Source organism: Cohnella nanjingensis (assembly GCF_014212125.1).
Classification (GTDB): domain Bacteria; phylum Bacillota; class Bacilli; order Paenibacillales; family Paenibacillaceae; genus Cohnella; species Cohnella nanjingensis.
Genome location: NZ_JACJVP010000067.1, coordinates 21140 through 35885 on the forward strand (window position 1 = coordinate 21140; position 14746 = coordinate 35885).

Annotated in this window: 17 protein-coding genes and 1 pseudogene; 5 read left to right on the forward strand and 13 right to left on the reverse strand. The window is 61.8% G+C overall.

The genetic code is table 11. The features are described from left to right. Positions 1-2 precede the first annotated feature (2 nt). Positions 3-1160 carry a stage III sporulation protein AA gene (spoIIIAA, locus tag H7C19_RS31760; protein ID WP_185673101.1) on the reverse strand — a complete coding sequence of 386 codons (1158 nt, stop codon included), beginning with the start codon at positions 1158-1160 and terminating at the stop codon, positions 3-5. A 114-nt stretch (positions 1161-1274) separates the two neighbouring features. Next, a complete protein-coding gene (locus tag H7C19_RS31765; protein ID WP_376775468.1) occupies positions 1275-1538 on the reverse strand; it encodes a YqhV family protein in 264 nt (87 codons plus the stop codon). A gap of 165 nt (positions 1539-1703) precedes the next feature. Here H7C19_RS31765 and comA point away from each other — a divergent pair, with 165 nt between their 5' ends. Together comA and H7C19_RS31775 are read left to right on the forward strand one after the other, a co-directional pair. Next, entirely contained in the window at positions 1704-2522 is an 819-nt protein-coding gene (gene comA / locus H7C19_RS31770) for a phosphosulfolactate synthase (RefSeq protein WP_185673103.1), read from the forward strand. 269 nt (positions 2523-2791) lie between these two features. Beyond that, a complete protein-coding gene (locus H7C19_RS31775; RefSeq protein WP_185673118.1) occupies positions 2792-3250 on the forward strand; it encodes a DUF441 domain-containing protein in 459 nt (152 codons plus the stop codon). A gap of 106 nt (positions 3251-3356) precedes the next feature. On the opposite strand, the gene H7C19_RS31780 is transcribed toward H7C19_RS31775, so the two are convergent. The 5 genes from H7C19_RS31780 to H7C19_RS31800 all read right to left on the reverse strand — a co-directional run bounded on the left by H7C19_RS31780 (position 3357) and on the right by H7C19_RS31800 (position 7552). After that, a complete protein-coding gene (locus tag H7C19_RS31780) occupies positions 3357-4610 on the reverse strand; it encodes an aspartate kinase (protein ID WP_185673104.1) in 1254 nt (417 codons plus the stop codon). 135 nt (positions 4611-4745) lie between these two features. Further along, positions 4746-5303 carry an elongation factor P gene (gene efp / locus H7C19_RS31785; protein ID WP_185673105.1) on the reverse strand — a complete coding sequence of 186 codons (558 nt, stop codon included), beginning with the start codon at positions 5301-5303 and terminating at the stop codon, positions 4746-4748. A gap of 32 nt (positions 5304-5335) precedes the next feature. Further along, positions 5336-6412 (reverse strand): M24 family metallopeptidase, encoded by a 1077-nt coding sequence (locus H7C19_RS31790; RefSeq protein WP_185673106.1) that lies wholly within the window; start codon positions 6410-6412, stop codon positions 5336-5338. Beyond that, positions 6402-6887: a type II 3-dehydroquinate dehydratase gene (gene aroQ / locus H7C19_RS31795; protein WP_185673107.1), complete on the reverse strand. Its 486-nt coding sequence runs from the start codon at positions 6885-6887 to the stop codon at positions 6402-6404. Before aroQ ends, H7C19_RS31790 begins: the two co-directional genes overlap by 11 nt. A gap of 134 nt (positions 6888-7021) precedes the next feature. Continuing rightward, positions 7022-7552 carry a YqhR family membrane protein gene (locus H7C19_RS31800; RefSeq protein ID WP_185673108.1) on the reverse strand — a complete coding sequence of 177 codons (531 nt, stop codon included), beginning with the start codon at positions 7550-7552 and terminating at the stop codon, positions 7022-7024. Between the two features lie 181 nt (positions 7553-7733). Here H7C19_RS31800 and H7C19_RS31805 point away from each other — a divergent pair, with 181 nt between their 5' ends. Both H7C19_RS31805 and H7C19_RS31810 read left to right on the forward strand, forming a co-directional pair. Continuing rightward, positions 7734-8687 carry a DUF1385 domain-containing protein gene (locus tag H7C19_RS31805; RefSeq protein WP_185673109.1) on the forward strand — a complete coding sequence of 318 codons (954 nt, stop codon included), beginning with the start codon at positions 7734-7736 and terminating at the stop codon, positions 8685-8687. 38 nt (positions 8688-8725) lie between these two features. After that, entirely contained in the window at positions 8726-9052 is a 327-nt protein-coding gene (locus tag H7C19_RS31810; RefSeq protein ID WP_185673110.1) for a hypothetical protein, read from the forward strand. A gap of 146 nt (positions 9053-9198) precedes the next feature. Here the strand turns inward: H7C19_RS31810 and H7C19_RS31815 are convergent, their stop codons facing one another. After that, entirely contained in the window at positions 9199-10203 is a 1005-nt protein-coding gene (locus H7C19_RS31815; RefSeq protein WP_185673111.1) for a patatin-like phospholipase family protein, read from the reverse strand. Positions 10204-10337: 134 nt separating this feature from the next. Then, positions 10338-10760 carry a transcriptional regulator MntR gene (gene mntR / locus H7C19_RS31820; protein WP_185673112.1) on the reverse strand — a complete coding sequence of 141 codons (423 nt, stop codon included), beginning with the start codon at positions 10758-10760 and terminating at the stop codon, positions 10338-10340. A gap of 109 nt (positions 10761-10869) precedes the next feature. Between mntR and H7C19_RS35830 the strand changes: the two are divergent. Beyond that, a pseudogene (locus tag H7C19_RS35830) lies at positions 10870-10962 on the forward strand (spore photoproduct lyase family protein); the annotation flags it as partial. A gap of 94 nt (positions 10963-11056) precedes the next feature. Here the strand turns inward: H7C19_RS35830 and H7C19_RS31825 are convergent. From H7C19_RS31825 to H7C19_RS31840, 4 genes are read right to left on the reverse strand one after another with little or no spacing between them, the layout of a single operon-like run. Next, entirely contained in the window at positions 11057-11767 is a 711-nt protein-coding gene (locus H7C19_RS31825; protein ID WP_185673119.1) for a cytochrome c biogenesis CcdA family protein, read from the reverse strand. 45 nt (positions 11768-11812) lie between these two features. Beyond that, positions 11813-12613: a metal ABC transporter permease gene (locus H7C19_RS31830; RefSeq protein WP_185673113.1), complete on the reverse strand. Its 801-nt coding sequence runs from the start codon at positions 12611-12613 to the stop codon at positions 11813-11815. A gap of 6 nt (positions 12614-12619) precedes the next feature. Beyond that, positions 12620-13402 (reverse strand): metal ABC transporter ATP-binding protein, encoded by a 783-nt coding sequence (locus H7C19_RS31835; RefSeq protein ID WP_185673114.1) that lies wholly within the window; start codon positions 13400-13402, stop codon positions 12620-12622. A 58-nt stretch (positions 13403-13460) separates the two neighbouring features. Further along, positions 13461-14405: a metal ABC transporter solute-binding protein, Zn/Mn family gene (locus tag H7C19_RS31840; protein ID WP_185673115.1), complete on the reverse strand. Its 945-nt coding sequence runs from the start codon at positions 14403-14405 to the stop codon at positions 13461-13463. Between the last annotated feature and the right edge of the window lie 341 nt (positions 14406-14746).

A 14746-nucleotide genomic window follows, 5' to 3' on the forward strand; every position in this document is an offset into this window, starting at 1 on the left:
GCTTAGGTCCCCTCCTTCGCCGGCGTCGACGGCGACCGGATAACCGGCAGCGGCCGCGGCTTGATCGACAGGCGCGCGCCGGCGGCTTCGACCGGGCCGTCCGCTTCCGCGGCGTTCGGCGATCGCGCTTGCGGCGTCGGAGCCGCGTCCGGCGCATCCCGCGGCGCGGCCCAAGTCCGCCGCCCGGCCTGCCTGGTCCGCAAGTCCGCCGCCTCCTCCGCGGATACGATCCGGTGCATGACGCGTCCTTGCGACCGCGAGAGCAGGACATAGGCGCTGAACATGCCTTCTTGCGCCAGTTGGGCCAGCACCGGCCTCGCGAACACGTCGGCCAAGTCGACCGCGTGCGCCGTCGCCAGGACGCGCACCCCGGCATGGAGCGCTTCCGTCAGGGCGTAGGCGTCCTCCGGCCGGCCGATCTCGTCGACGACGACGACCTCGGGCGACATCGATCGGACGAGCATCATGAGTCCTTCCGCCTTCGGACAAGCGTCGAGCACGTCGCTGCGGGGGCCGAGATCGAACGTCGGCACCCCGCGTTCGCAAGCCGCGATCTCGGAGCGCTCGTCGACGATGCCGACCTTGCGCCCGCCCCAGCCCGACGCGGCCGGATGATACCACTGTCCGGCGCTGATCGCGCGGGCGAGATCGCGGAGCATCGTCGTCTTGCCCTGCTGCGGCGCCGAGACGATCAGCGCGTGGCGGACCGTGCGGGCTTGCGGATCGAGCAGATGCGGGAGCAGTTCGGCCGCGCATCCGGTTCTCGCTCTCGCGATCCGGACGTTGAAGCTGGCGATGTCCCGCAGGTGGCGGACGGCGCCGCCCTCCAGGACGGTGCGGCCGGCCAGTCCGATGCGGTGGCCGCCGGCGACCGTTACGAATCCCCGGCGAAGCTCTTCTTCTACGGCATATAACGAATGGTTGGTCACTCTCTCCAGTAGCGTCCGGCACGTCTCCCGGCCCGGCCGGTAAGCCGCGCGGGGGTCGTCCGTGGTTGTCCCGTCCGGCCGGACGAAGGCGAAGCGGCCGCCGTACCCGATCTCGAGCGGTCGTTCCTCCCGGATCCGAATCTCCTCCAGCGTCTCTAGCAGAGACGCGGGCAAATGCTCGATCGCGGTACGCAAGTCGGCTGGAAACATCGCGAACAGCTGAAGCGGCATCGGGAAGCCCCCTTTCCCGGGAAGTTGTCCTTTCTTAGCTGTTTCATATGTATGCTTGGACGCCTTGTTTATGCCTGCCCGCCCGCTTTTCAACCGATCTTTTTGATAGATTCGTTATTTTTTGAGAATCCCGATGAGCAGGCACGACACGCCGACGGCTACCCATACGAACTTCGCCGGCGACAGCTTGTCCGACAGTCCGACGAGGCCGATCGTCGTCGTCGCGATGAGGACCATCGGTCCGACCAGCGCGAGCATCGAATTGACGGTCAGCGCCTTGGCCACGTCGTTGAACTTCAGCATGACGAGCGCCGCGGTCAGCTCGATGCTGCCGGACAGCAGCCGCAGCAGCGCCATGCTGAAGACGGTTTTGTCCACGCCTCTTCCCTCCTTCATATCCGTCACGGTTGTCCGCACGCTATTCTATGCGACTTAGGCGGACAACTTGCCGGTTTTTGCAGTCTGCGAGACTTCCGGCGGTCGGGCACCGGCCTAGAACTCGCTGCATATATTGCCATTACCTTTCACAAGGAGCGCTGATTCATGGACATCCAAACCGAAACGAAGTGGCATCCGCTCTTGTCCGATCCGAGCGATAGCCGCCGACCCAAACCGCGGGAAACGGGCCGCACGATGATCATGGACAAAGGCTTGGGGCCGAACGCCTTTCAAGACCTGCTGTCGACGTCGGGGCCTTATATCGACTTGATCAAGTTCGGGTTCGGCACCTCGCCGCTCTATCCGATTCCGATGCTGAAGGCCAAGATCGCTTCGGCCAAGGCGCACGGCATCGGCGCATTTCCGGGAGGCACGCTGCTCGAAGCGGCCGTGCGGCTGGATGTGACCGACGCCTTCTTCCGCTCGGCGCTGGAGCTGGGCTTCGACGCGATCGAAGTATCGGACGGCACGATCGACCTGGATCGCCAGACGCGCGACGCGCTGGTCCGGGAAGCGGGGGAGTACGGGTTCCGCGTCTTCACCGAATACGGCAAGAAGCTGACCGGCTCCCGGATCTCGCTAGACGATCTCTGCCTGACGGCGGAGCGCGATCTGCAATGCGGGGCCGAAGCGGTCACGATCGAGGCGCGGGAATCGGGCGTCGGCGTCGGCCTGTTCGACGAGGACGGGAAATGCCGGGAAGAGGAGTTGCAGCAGATCGTGCGCCGGTTCCCTGACGCGGATCGGCTGATGTGGGAAGCGCCGCAAAAAGAGCAGCAAGCGCTGCTGCTGCGGACGCTGGGACCGGACGTCAATCTGGGCAATGTCTCGCCGCAGGATGCGTTCTCGCTGGAGACGCTGCGCCGGGGCTTGCGGTCGGATACGTTCGCGCTGCATCGCATGATCGCCCATTACGAGATTTGACGACCGCATCTGTTCGCCCGCGCCGCGGCGCGGGCGAACGCCGGCCGGCCCGAGGGATCCGCGGATCTCTCGGGCCGGCCGCGCGTCAGGGCGAGCGGCGCCGACGGCTTGCGGCAGCGTCGCGCCGAGGCCGACGCGAAGGTCCATTCAAAGCTCGGAAGAGACAGGCCCCGTTCTAACCGGGTGGCCTGTTCTCATATTGTAATGGCATGTACAACGCGGATGGTTATTCGCGGGCGAGGGGGAAGTGACGGACGATGTACGGCGCGATGAACGGAGATTGGGTGCTGGTCGCGTTGATCGTGATCGGGCTCGTGGGACGCTCCCCGATCATTACGACAGCCGCTTGCGTGCTGCTGATCGTGAAGCTCGTGCACCTGCAGCGTTTCTTGCCTTCGATCGAGCGGCGGGGACTGGAGCTCGGCTTGCTCTTCCTCACCTTGGCCGTGCTCGTGCCGTTCGCTTCGGGGCGCGTGCAGGTCAAGGACGTGACGAACATGTTCTCCAGTTGGATCGGTTGGGTGGCGCTCATCGGAGGCACCATCGCGGCATACTTGAACGGCAAAGGGCTCGACCTGCTGAAGGCCGACCCGCAGATGATCGTGGGGCTCGTCATCGGGTCGATCGCGGGCATCGTCTTTCTGCGCGGCGTCCCGGTCGGGCCGCTCATGGCGGCCGGCATCACGGTCGTGATTCTGAAGGCCATTCATTTGTTCCTTGGCAAGTAGCGAAGTCCGGGCTGCTGCATCTGTCGCCGCGTCCCGAAGAAGCAATAAAAACCGCCGCACGGACCGTTAGGCCTGTGAGGCGGTTGGAAAATTGCGGTATGGCGGATTAGCGGCGATCCTGCGGACCCCCGACGAAGACGGAGTCGGCCGTATCGAGTCCGTAAGCCGTGTGCAGCGCGCGCACGACATCCTGCAGCGGCTCGGCCGCGATGACGCAGGAGCACTTGATCTCGGACGTGCTGACCATCTTGATGCTGACGCCGGCTTTGGAGATGACGTCGAACATCTTGGCGGCGACGCCAGGGTTCGAGACCATGCCCGCGCCGACGATCGAGACCTTCACGAGGCCCTCTTCGTACGTCGATTCGTTGTAAGGCACTTGGATTCGCACGTTCTCGATCACGTCGAGCGCGCGGCCCCGGTCCGCCAGCGAGACGGTGAACGAGAAGTCGGCTTTGCCGTTCGCGACGCCGCTCTGCACGATAATGTCGACGTCGATGCCCTCGTTCGCCAGCGCTCCGAAGATCTTCGCCAGCACGCCGGGTTCGTCCTCCACGCCCAAAATGCTGATGCGGGCCACGTTCTTATCGAAAGCGATGCCGCTTACGACCACTCCCTGTTCCATTGCCGCTTCCTCCCTCACGAGCGTTCCTTCGTTTTGCGTGAAGCTCGAGCGTACCACGAGGTTCACCTTGTTGTGCTTCGCGTACTCCACGGCGCGCGGATGCAGCACCGCCGCCCCCAGGTGCGCGAGCTCCAGCATCTCGTCGTACGAGATGACGTCCAGCTTGCGCGCGCACTTCACGACGCGGGGATCGGTCGAATAGATCCCGTCGACGTCGGTATAGATCTCGCAGACGTCCGCCTGAAGCGCGGCCGCAAGCGCGACGGCCGTCGTATCGGAGCCGCCGCGGCCGAGCGTCGTGATCTCGCCCTCGTCCGTCATGCCTTGGAAGCCGGCCACGATGGCGACATTGCCGTCGTCCAGCGCCGCGAACAGGCGGGTAGGCGTAATGTCCGATATCCGTGCCTTGGCGTGCAAAGCTTCCGTTACGATGCCGGCCTGCCAGCCGGTGAACGACTTGGCGGCGTGGCCCAGCTTATGAATAGTCATCGACAGCAGCGCCACGGAGATCTGCTCGCCCGTCGTGAGCAGCATATCCATCTCTCTGGCGGGCGGCTGATCGTTCAGCTCCAAGGACTTGTCGATCAGATCGTCCGTGGTATCCCCCATGGCGGACACGACCACGACGACGCGGTGGCCTTGCAGCTTCTTCTTCACGATCCGCTGCGCCACGCGCTGCATCCGTTCCGTGGTGCCGACGGAACTGCCGCCGAATTTCATCACGATTAACGACAACGCGGTTTCACTCCTCACAAAAGAAACTCTGCATACAGCATTATATTATAGCATAAGTACATAGGCCCAGGAATGAAAAAAAATCCTTGCCCCCGTTGCGTACGGGAGGCAAGGATGCCGATCGAGCCGATGCGATTAGGCCCGGGAGATGTACTTGCCTTCCCGGGTATCGATCAGCAGCACGTCGCCTTCGTTGATGAAGAGCGGCACTTGCACGTTGTGGCCGGTCTCGAGGCGTGCGTTCTTCGTGGCGCCGGTCGCGGTGTTGCCCTTGATGCCCGGCTCGGTCTCGACGACCTTCAGGTCCACGTTGTTCGGCAGGTTAATGCCGAGAATCTCGCCTTGATAGCTCGTAATGTTCACGGTCATGTTCTCTTTGAGGAAGTTGATCTCCCATTCGAGTTGCTTCTTGTCCAGGTTGAACTGGTCGTAAGTCTCGTTGTCCATGAACGTGTACTCGGAGCCCGAGTTGTACAGGTATTGAACCGCGCGGTTCTCTACATGCGCGCGCACGACGTTCTCGCCTGCGCGAAACGTCTTCTCGATGACGTTGCCGTTGCGCAGGTTCTTCAGCTTGGAGCGGACGAACGCCGCGCCCTTGCCCGGTTTGACGTGCTGGAAGTCCTGCACGGTGCAGAGGTCGCCATCCACTTCGATGGTTAAGCCGGTCTTAAAATCGTTAACGGAAATCACTGCAAATTCCCTCCTGTGGAAACATAGCTCCCCTAATCCAGAACGATCAGTTCCTTCGGGGAATGCGTAAGTATTTTAATCCCGGCGTCCGTCAACACGACGTCGTCCTCGATCCGCACTCCGCCGAATCCGGGGAGATAGATGCCGGGTTCGACGGTAACGACGTGGCCGGGGGTTAAAATCGTGTCGGATGCCATGCGCGACAATCGCGGCGCCTCATGGATCTCCATGCCGATGCCGTGGCCCGTCCCATGGCCGAAATGGTCACCATAACCATACCGCGTGATGATATCTCTCGTCAAGGCATCCCCTTCGCGGCCGGTCATGCCCGGCTTCAAGCGCTCCAGCGCGTACAGCTGGGACTCGAGCACGATGCCGTAGATCTCGCGGTGCTTGTCGCCGGCGCGTCCGACGACGACCGTCCGGGTAATGTCGGATACGTAGCCTTGATAGGAAGCGCCGTAGTCCAGCGTGACGAATTCGTCCCTGCCGATGACGCGGTCGCTCGCGACGCCGTGCGGCATCGCGGAGCGCTCTCCGGAAGCGACGATCGTGTCGAACGAGGTGCCCGAAGCGCCCAGGCTCCGCATGAAGAACTCCAGTTCCAGGGCGATCTGCCGCTCCGTCACGCCCGGCTTGAGGTGCGACAGAATGTGCGTGAAAGCTTGGTCCGCGATATCCGCGGCTTGCTGGATGATGGCGAGCTCCCCTTCATCCTTGACCATCCGCAGCTGCTCGACTGGCGTTCCCGCCGGGACCAGCTCGACCGGCGCCAGCTTCTCGCGAATGGACGTGTAGCTGGCGAAGGTTACGTGCTGATCTTCGAACAGCAGCCTCTTCACGCCCCACTTCTGCAGCAGCTCCGCCACGGTGGCATAGACGTCCGCGGCGTGCTCCACGATTTCGAAGCCGATCGCTTGCTTCGGGGCTTGTTCCCGGTAGCGGAAGTCCGTCAGCAAGGCCGCTTCGCTCCCGGAGATCAGCACGACGCCCGAGGAACCGGTGAACCCCGTCAGATAGCGGCGGTTCACTTCGTTGGTGATCAGAACGGCGTCTCCCCCGAGCGCCGGCAGCAGTCCCCGCAAACGCTGAACGCGGTTATTCGGCATGTCCCACACCCCCATGTGATAAATGTTGCTTCGTTTGTTGATCGCTTATGTACTTGAGCAATGCCGCAAGGCCGAGCTCGTACCCGTGCGCGCCGAATCCGGCGATCTGTCCGATGCAGACGGGCGCGGTCACCGATTCGTGACGGAACGCCTCGCGCTTGTAGACGTTCGACAGATGCACTTCGACGGTCGGCAGTCCGACGGCGGCGATGCCGTCGCGCAGCGCGTAGCTCGTATGCGTCAGCGCGCCCGGATTGATGAGGATGCCGTCGCGGCGTCCGTAGGCCGCGTGAATCTCGTCCAGCAAGGCGCCTTCATGATTCGATTGGAAAAAGTGCAGCTCCGCTTGCAGGCGCTCCGCGGTCGCCCGCAACCGCGCTTCGATCTCCTTCAGCGTCGAATTGCCATAGACGCCGGGCTCGCGAACGCCGAGCATGTTCAGGTTCGGCCCGTTCAATATCAGAATGCTGCGCATTCCCTGATCCCCTCCGCTGCTGACGCCGGCGATTCCCGGCGGCGAAAGCCGCCGCCCTTGGACCGCAATAGGCGTCATGTTCAACAGTCATTGTACCATAGGAAAAGGGGCGCGGGCCACATCCGCCGCCCGGTTCAGGAAGCCGGCTGCGGCTGGCCGCCCGAACCTTCCTTCGCGGGCTCGCGGGCCGCCTCATCGTGGAATTCGAAGGCGAAGCTGTATCCGATGAACAGGCCCCACGCAAGGTACAGGCACAGCTCGGCGAAGATACTGTTCCAGCCGATCGTCTTGATCGGGGCGACGGCGCCGGCGACCGGTCCGATCCACCAGAACAGCGCGATCCACCAGACGAGCCCGAACCACAATCCCGGCCACGGACCGCTTAGCTTGCCGAGCAGCAGCCAATAGGCATACGCGGCGATGACCGACATGACGATGAACAGCCCGAGACCGGCCAAATGCCACCAGATCGTATTCAGCGCCGCCCGCTTCATCCACGGGTCCGCCAAGAAGGCTTGCGGAACCTTCGTGAAGTTCAGCGCGACGGCCAGCCAGCGCAGCAGTCCCCAGATCGCGCCGGCGGCCGCGCCGATGATGAGCGCGTATAAGGCCGGCGACTTGGTCCGGGCGTCCCCTTCCCGGTTTTCGCGAATTTGTTTCTCCATGCCGCTGTCCTCCATCGTCGCCTCGACTTCATAGCCCCTAGTATGAACGCGTGCGCGCAGGATTAACCGGACGGCGGCGATCGCACGTTCGCGCCTGGTGGCAAAACGGACATTTATCCTGTAAAATAAGGGGTAACTAGAGGCCTAGGCTTCCAGAGTTTGACGAGAGATGGTGAATGGCGTGGCAGAACAATCAACCGCCGTCTACGGCGGACAGGCCGTTATCGAAGGCGTTATGTTCGCCGGTCGGAACGTGCACGTGACGGCCGTGCGGCGCAAGAATCAAGAGATCGCGTTCTACGAGGTGCCGAAGAAGACGTCGTCCAACCGCTTCTTGGCCATCCTGAAGAAGATTCCGTTCGTTCGCGGCATCGTCGGCATCGTCGAATCGGCCGCCAAGGGCTCGCAGCATTTGAACTTCTCCGCCGAGGCTTACGCGGAGGACGAGACGGAGCCCGAAGGAACGGAGAAAAAGGCGGAGAAAGAAAAGGAGAAATGGAGCCTCTCCATGATCCTCGGCGTCGCGGTCGTCGGCGTGCTGTCCTTCGTCGTCGGCAAATTAATTTTCGTTTCCGTGCCGGCTTTTTTAGAAAGCGTGATCTTCGGACATGCTTTCTCGAATAAAATATTGCACAACCTGCTTGAAGGCGTCATCAAAATCGGCTTGCTGCTCTTCTACCTTTGGTTCATCTCCAAGACGCCGTTGATGAAGCGGTTGTTCCAGTATCACGGCGCCGAGCACAAGGTCATCAGCGCTTACGAGGCGGGAGCCGAACTGACCGTCGGCAACGTGCAGAAGTTCACCCGCCTGCACTACCGTTGCGGCAGCAGCTTCATTATTTTCACGGTCCTCGTCGGCGTCGTGCTCTACTCGTTCCCGATCTTCACTTGGGACACCATATGGGAGCGCATCTGGATGCGCATCGTGTTGCTGCCCGCGGTCATCGGAATCTCCTACGAGGTGCTGCGCTGGACGAACGCGCTTCGCGACATTCCCATACTGCGCTACCTCGGCTATCCGGGCCTATGGCTGCAGCTCCTGACGACGAAGGAACCGAACGACGACCAGGTGGCCGTCTCGATCGCTTCCTTCAACCGGATGCGGGAGCTGGACCGTCAGCTCCGGGTCTCCTAATACCGGGCGTTAATCCCTACCATAAGGAGGCGTTCCACATGGGCACGCAGAGAAGGGTCAGTCCATTGCTAGCGGTTCTGGTCGTGCTGATCGTCATCGGCATTTTCGGCCAGATCCAACAAGGAGCGCTCGGCCTGCTGATTCCGGTCGGCTTGGTCGCGATCGTCTGGCTGCTCTACAAGTTCCCTCCGTCCCGCTTCATGCGCGGCGGCTCCTCCCGGTCCGCCTACCAGCGCGCCGCCGTCCAGAGCCGCAAGCGGCAGCAGGCGCGGTCCGAAGCCGACAAGCCGAAACGGCGCCCGACGCCGTTCCGGGTCATCGAAGGCAACAAAAACCGCGACGACGATCCGCCTCCTTACCATTGATCGGCCGCATTACGAACGCTCCGCCGCGGGAACCCGCGGCGGAGCGTTTTTGGGTTCGCGGAGATCCGGATCCTTCTCCGATCGTCGCGTTTCGATTTATTCCCGGAGGCGGCGAAGCTGTCGCGACTGCGGGACGCGGTTCCGCGCTAACGCCTTAGATTGACGCGCGGACCCGATCCGCCCCGCGGCGAAGGGGGTTCCGGCGGATCCAACGGGATGGTGCACGTCTGGCGGTCCATCCGCCCAAAGTACTTGTGCCCGGCCTCCAGCCCCGAATGGTAGAGCGCCTCGCTCTTCTCCGCCGTCAGATGAAAGTCCGTCGTCCGGACGCCGAGCGTCGGGATCTTGATCGTCCGAATCCGGTTGTCCTTCTCGATGTAGCGTTCGTCGTGCGCGCTCAGCATCGTCTCGAACATCGCGTAGAACATGGAGAACGGACCGCCGATGCGATGCCCTTGGGGGTTCGGACGCCCGACCATCTGGAAGCCGAGGACGGGCAACTGCGCCTCCTCCCCCTCCTCCTCCTTGAATACCCAGAGCGGAAAGTTGCTGAGCAAGCCGCCGTCCACGACGTAGGAGATCTTGGCGAACTCGGGCATCCGCCGCCTGCCGAGCCGCGGCCGCAGCGGCTGCCGAATCAGGACGGGATCGAAGAAGTAAGGGATGCTCGCGCTCATCCGGATCGCCCGGGCGACCTCGAGCCGCATCGGGTCGATGCCGTAATCGGCGATATCCCCGGGCAGAACCAGCAGCTTGCCGTTCGTAATGTCGGAAGCGATAATGCGGAGCTTGCCGGGCGGCAGGTCGCCGAACGTGCGGATCCCCTTGGCCGCTAGCAGCAGGGCCGCCCACTGCTGAAGCGCGTCTCCCGCGTACAGCCCTTTCCGCAGAAAGAGACGGATCGCCGGGCCGATCACCTTCACGTTGAACAGCGGGGCACGCTGAAGGAACGAGGCGAACGGCGTGGCCGCGATGATCTCCCTCATCTCCGTCGCCGTGTAGCCCGCGGCGGTCAGAGCAGCCACGATGCTCCCGGCCGACGTCCCCGCGACTTGGTGGAACGTTACGCCCGCCATCTCCGCCGCGCGAACCGCGCCCGTGAGCGAGATGCCCCTGACGCCCCCGCCCTCGAATACCCCGTTCACCTTCATCGGCATCCCCCGCCCCGCGCATATCGTATCGCTCCATGCATATGCATCAGGCCGCCGCGTTAATACATCCCGGCGCATCGTTCGCCGCCGCCGGATACGGCCATAGAAAAACGCCCGCGCAAGCGGGCGTCCGTTCATTCCGTATCCAGTTCCGCACGGATGCGCATCAGCTCTTCGGAGCGCGATGCGTCGCGGTTGAAGTATTCGACCAAAGTCTCGATGCAGGTGATCGAATCCCAGCTGAGATGGTGTTCGATGCCTTCCACGTCGCGGTAGATGTTCTCCTCCTGCACCCCGATCGTCTGCAGGAACGACTCCAGCAGATGGTGCCGGTCGACCAGCCGCTTGCCGATCTTCTTCCCTTTATTCGTGAGCATAAGACCGCGATACTTCTCGTAGATCAAATAGTTGTCCTTGTCCAGCTTCTGGATCATCTTCGTGACGGACGAAGGATGTACTTCCAGACCTTCCGCGATATCCGAAACCCGCGCATAGCCCTTCTCGTCGATCAGACGGTAGATGCGCTCCAGATAATCTTCCATACTAGGCGTCGGCACCGCGAATTCCCCTTTCCCCGACCGTTAGACTGCTCTTAGTATCATACAACGCGGAAAGGACGAGGGCAAGTTCGTCCCGGGAGAATCACCCGGCGGGCCGGCTTGTTTCGGGGAGAGCGAGACGGAGCGGTACAAGATCGCCAAACGGACGTTTGTCGTAGGCTTGCGCAAGACGCTGAGGTTCGACGCCTCGAAGCCGTCGCTAGCGAAAACGCACCAAGGGACTGTCCCTCCGGGCCTAATCGGCCTTCTGAGACAGTCCCTTATGTCGTACAGAACTTTAAGTCGGCTCGGGTCTAGAACTTCAGCCAGTTCGGCGTGATCGAATTGAGCCAGATGGTGACGTACGTCATCCTGTCGGTGAACAGCAGCACGCCCATCACCACCATCAGCGCGCCGCCGATCTTCATGAGACGATTCGAATACTTGAGGATCCACCGGGTAGAGCCGATGAAGAAGGCCAGCACGAAGAACGGAACGCCGAAGCCCAGCGAGTAGGCGGCGGTCAGCGCGGCCCAAGTGCCCGGCTCGCTGGCGGCCATGAGCAGGATGGAGCCCAAGATTGGACCGACGCAGGGCGACCATCCCGCCGAGAAGCCGACGCCGAATATGAACGAGCCGATGTAGCCGGCGGGGCGCCAACTGACGTTCAGCTTGCGTTCTTTGAGCAGCAGCTGCGGCTGGAAGATCCCGAGCAGGAACAGCCCCATCAGGATGATCAGGACGGCCGACACCTGTCGGATCGGATCCTGGTATTCCCGGAAGGTCATGGCGAAGGCGTTAGCCGTGTAGCTCAGCGTGAAAAAGACGAAGGAGAAGCCCAGGATGAAGAAGAGCGTATGCATCATCGTCTTCGTGCGCACTTCTCGGCTGGAGTCCGTCTTCAGCTGGCTGACCGAGATGCCCGTTATGTAGGACAAGTACGAAGGGTAAAGCGGCAGGCAGCAGGGAGAGATAAAGGAAGCGAGCCCCGCGAAAAACGCGATGCCGATATTCAACTGGCTCAGAGCGACCCCTCCTTCTTTCGTTAAGCGTTCAAGACGGGACGGCTGCTAGACGCGCGCCGCGCGCGTCATGAGCGAGCCGAGCAGGACGGCGATCAGCAGCAGGACGATGGTGCCGCCCGGCGCGAGATTCCACATGCCGGCCATCCATAGGCCGGCGATGACGGCCGCCTCCCCGATGACGACGACGAGCGCGACCGCTTGGCGGAAGCTCTTCGCGAGCGCCAAGCCGCAGGCGGCCGGAATCGTGAGCAGCGCCGACACGAGCAGCGCCCCGACGATCTTGATCGATGCGCTGATGACCAGCGCCGTCAGGATGCTGATCAAAATATTGAAGTATCGGACCGGCAGCCCGCTGACGGCTGCCGCGTCCTCGTCGAACGTCAGCAGGAACAGCTCCTTTTTCAGCAGAAGAACGACCGCCAGCACGATTACGGTCACGCATGCGATGACGGTCAGATCGGTATAATCCAGCGTATAAATGCTGCCGAACAAATAGGAATTGACATTCAGGTTGAAGCCTTTGCCCAAGGTGAACAAGATCGAAGCCAGCGCGATCCCGCCGGACATGATGATGGCGATGGAGAGCTCGGCAAAGCTCCGATACTTGCGCCGCAGTCCTTCGATCGCAAACGAAGCCGCGATCGCGAAAACCAAGCCGACGGCGACCGGATAGACGTTGATCAGGAAGCCGAGCGCGACGCCTGCGATGCTCACGTGCGCCAGCGTGTCCCCGATCATCGCCAGCCGCCGCAGCACGAGGAACAGCCCCATGAGCGGCGCCGTTACCGCGATCAGAACGCCTCCGATCAGCGCGCGTTGGAAAAATTCCGCCGTAAGGATATCCAAACTCTCTTAGCCTTCTTTCCGTAGGGTGTGCACCAGGTCCGTCTCCGCGCAATCTTCCAGGTCGTGGGAGTGGCGAACGAAGAACGACAGCTTGCCGCTCGTCGCCTTCGGACGTTCGCCCAGGTAGCCCCGGATCATCTCCAGGTCGTGCGAGACCATCAGGAAGGTGATGTCGTGATGCTGATGCATGTGCTTGATCAACTGGAAGAAGTTAAGCTGCGTCTCCATGTCGATGCCGACCGTGGGCTCGTCGAGGATGAGCAGCTTCGGATTGTTGATGAGCGCCCGCGCGAGGAAGACGCGCTGCTGCTGTCCCCCCGACAGCTCTCCGATCCGCTTGTCGGCCAGATCCGGAATGTCGAGCGTATCGAGCGCGTCGGCCGCGCGGTCCATATCCGCCTTCGTCAGCCTGCGAAGCAGCTTCCGCCGCCCGTAAAGCCCCGACGTAACCACTTCCCGCACGGTCGCGGGGAAAAGCGGGTTGAAGTGGTTCCGCTGCGGGACGTAGCCGATCAGGTGCCAATCGCGGAATCGGGCGGCGGGCGTGCCGAACAGCCGAATCTCGCCGCGCTGCGGCTTAGTCAGTCCTACGATCATGCGCAGCAAGGTCGTCTTGCCCGCTCCGTTGGCCCCGATCAGTCCCACGAAGTCGCGCTCTTGCACCGCAAAGTTGACATCGTCGAGCACCTGCTGCGTGCCGAACGCGAACGAGACCCGATCGAGCGCGATGATCTCCCGGTGGCAGCCCGCCTCCCGGACGTAATGGGCGGATTGTTGTCGTTCCTCCATCGTCTCTCCCCCTCTCCGCTCGTGATCCGTACCGGTTTTCCGTTCATTCAGCCAATCTTCATTGTAAAGCCTTCTGCAGATTTTGCAAATTGCGTTCCATAAGCGTCACGTAATCGTCACCGGCCTTCTCCTCTTCGCTCGTCAGGCCTTCGACCGGGTTGAGCACCATCGTGCCGACGTTCGCTTCCTCGGCCAGCGTCTTCGCGATCCGATCCGAGACGAGCTCTTCGAAGAAGATGGTCCGCACGCCGTTGTCCTTGACGAACTTGGCGATGCGCAGCAGGTCCTGCGCGCGCGGCTCGGCGTCCGGGGACAGGCCCATCACCGCCGTCTGCGTCAGCCCGTAATCCCGGCATAAATAGCCGAACGCTTGGTGGGACACCACGATATCCCGCTTGCCGACGTTCGCCAGTCCGTCCGCAAACTGCCGATCCAACGTCCCGAGCCTGGCCGTTAATGCCTCGAACCGCTGCTCGTACGCCGACCGATGGGCCGGATCCGACTTGACGAAGGCTTCTTTGACATTCGCGCCCATGAGCAGCATCGACTTCGGACTCACCCAAGTATGGGGATCGACATGAAGATCGTCGTGCGCATGGCCGTCGTGGTTGACCTCTTGTCCTTCTCCGTCTTGCGCGTCGAGGAGCGGAATGCCATGGCTCACTTCGACCGTCTGCACCTTCTGGCCGGCGCCGTGCAGGAAGTCGTCGACCCATCCTTCCAATCCCGCGCCGTTATAGAGGAACAATTGCGCTTTGGAAGCGGTATTCAAATCGCGGCTCTTCGGCGTCCAATCGTGAGGCTCGACGCCGGTCGGAATCAAATTGACCACGTTCGCTTCCTCGCCGCCGATCTCGCTCGCCAGATAATAGATCGGGTAGAACGTCGTCACCACATTCAGCTTGCCCGGCTGCAAAGCGTCCTTGTTGCCGCCGCAGCCGCTCAGCAAACCTACCGATAAGAGCAGCGCCAGACCGCCGGCCGCCCATCTTTGCATTCTCATGAAGTACCTCGCCTTAATCGTATTTATTACGTTCAGGAGTATACGCGTCTATCATTCTTCTGTCAATAGGATGGCCGAATCCGAGAACAAGTAAAAGCGCCCCGGACGCAAGCCATCCCGGATTCGGCTTCCACCGCAGGGAATGACGTATCGCCAAAAAACACGCATGACCTTATCAGGCAGGCTATAATGAAAATTGCTATAACCTATAAAAGGATAGTTCAGCGGCGAATCCGGCCTTTACGAGCTGCAACGATAAAATCTACATGGCCTATCTGATTCTTAATTGGTGGTAAGCGGACATTCTGACATTTTAAACACCTATTGTTCCGTCATCATAG

Coding starts and splice junctions, on each gene's coding strand:
- spoIIIAA (WP_185673101.1), bottom strand. CDS start 1,160: ATGCCGCTTCAGCTGTTCGCGATGTTTCCAGCCGACTTGCGTACCGCG.
- comA (WP_185673103.1), top strand. CDS start 1,704: ATGGACATCCAAACCGAAACGAAGTGGCATCCGCTCTTGTCCGATCCG.
- H7C19_RS31775 (WP_185673118.1), top strand. CDS start 2,792: ATGAACGGAGATTGGGTGCTGGTCGCGTTGATCGTGATCGGGCTCGTG.
- H7C19_RS31790 (WP_185673106.1), bottom strand. CDS start 6,412: ATGCCGAATAACCGCGTTCAGCGTTTGCGGGGACTGCTGCCGGCGCTC.
- aroQ (WP_185673107.1), bottom strand. CDS start 6,887: ATGCGCAGCATTCTGATATTGAACGGGCCGAACCTGAACATGCTCGGC.
- H7C19_RS31800 (WP_185673108.1), bottom strand. CDS start 7,552: ATGGAGAAACAAATTCGCGAAAACCGGGAAGGGGACGCCCGGACCAAG.
- H7C19_RS31810 (WP_185673110.1), top strand. CDS start 8,726: ATGGGCACGCAGAGAAGGGTCAGTCCATTGCTAGCGGTTCTGGTCGTG.
- H7C19_RS31815 (WP_185673111.1), bottom strand. CDS start 10,203: ATGAAGGTGAACGGGGTATTCGAGGGCGGGGGCGTCAGGGGCATCTCG.
- H7C19_RS31835 (WP_185673114.1), bottom strand. CDS start 13,402: ATGGAGGAACGACAACAATCCGCCCATTACGTCCGGGAGGCGGGCTGC.
- H7C19_RS31840 (WP_185673115.1), bottom strand. CDS start 14,405: ATGAGAATGCAAAGATGGGCGGCCGGCGGTCTGGCGCTGCTCTTATCG.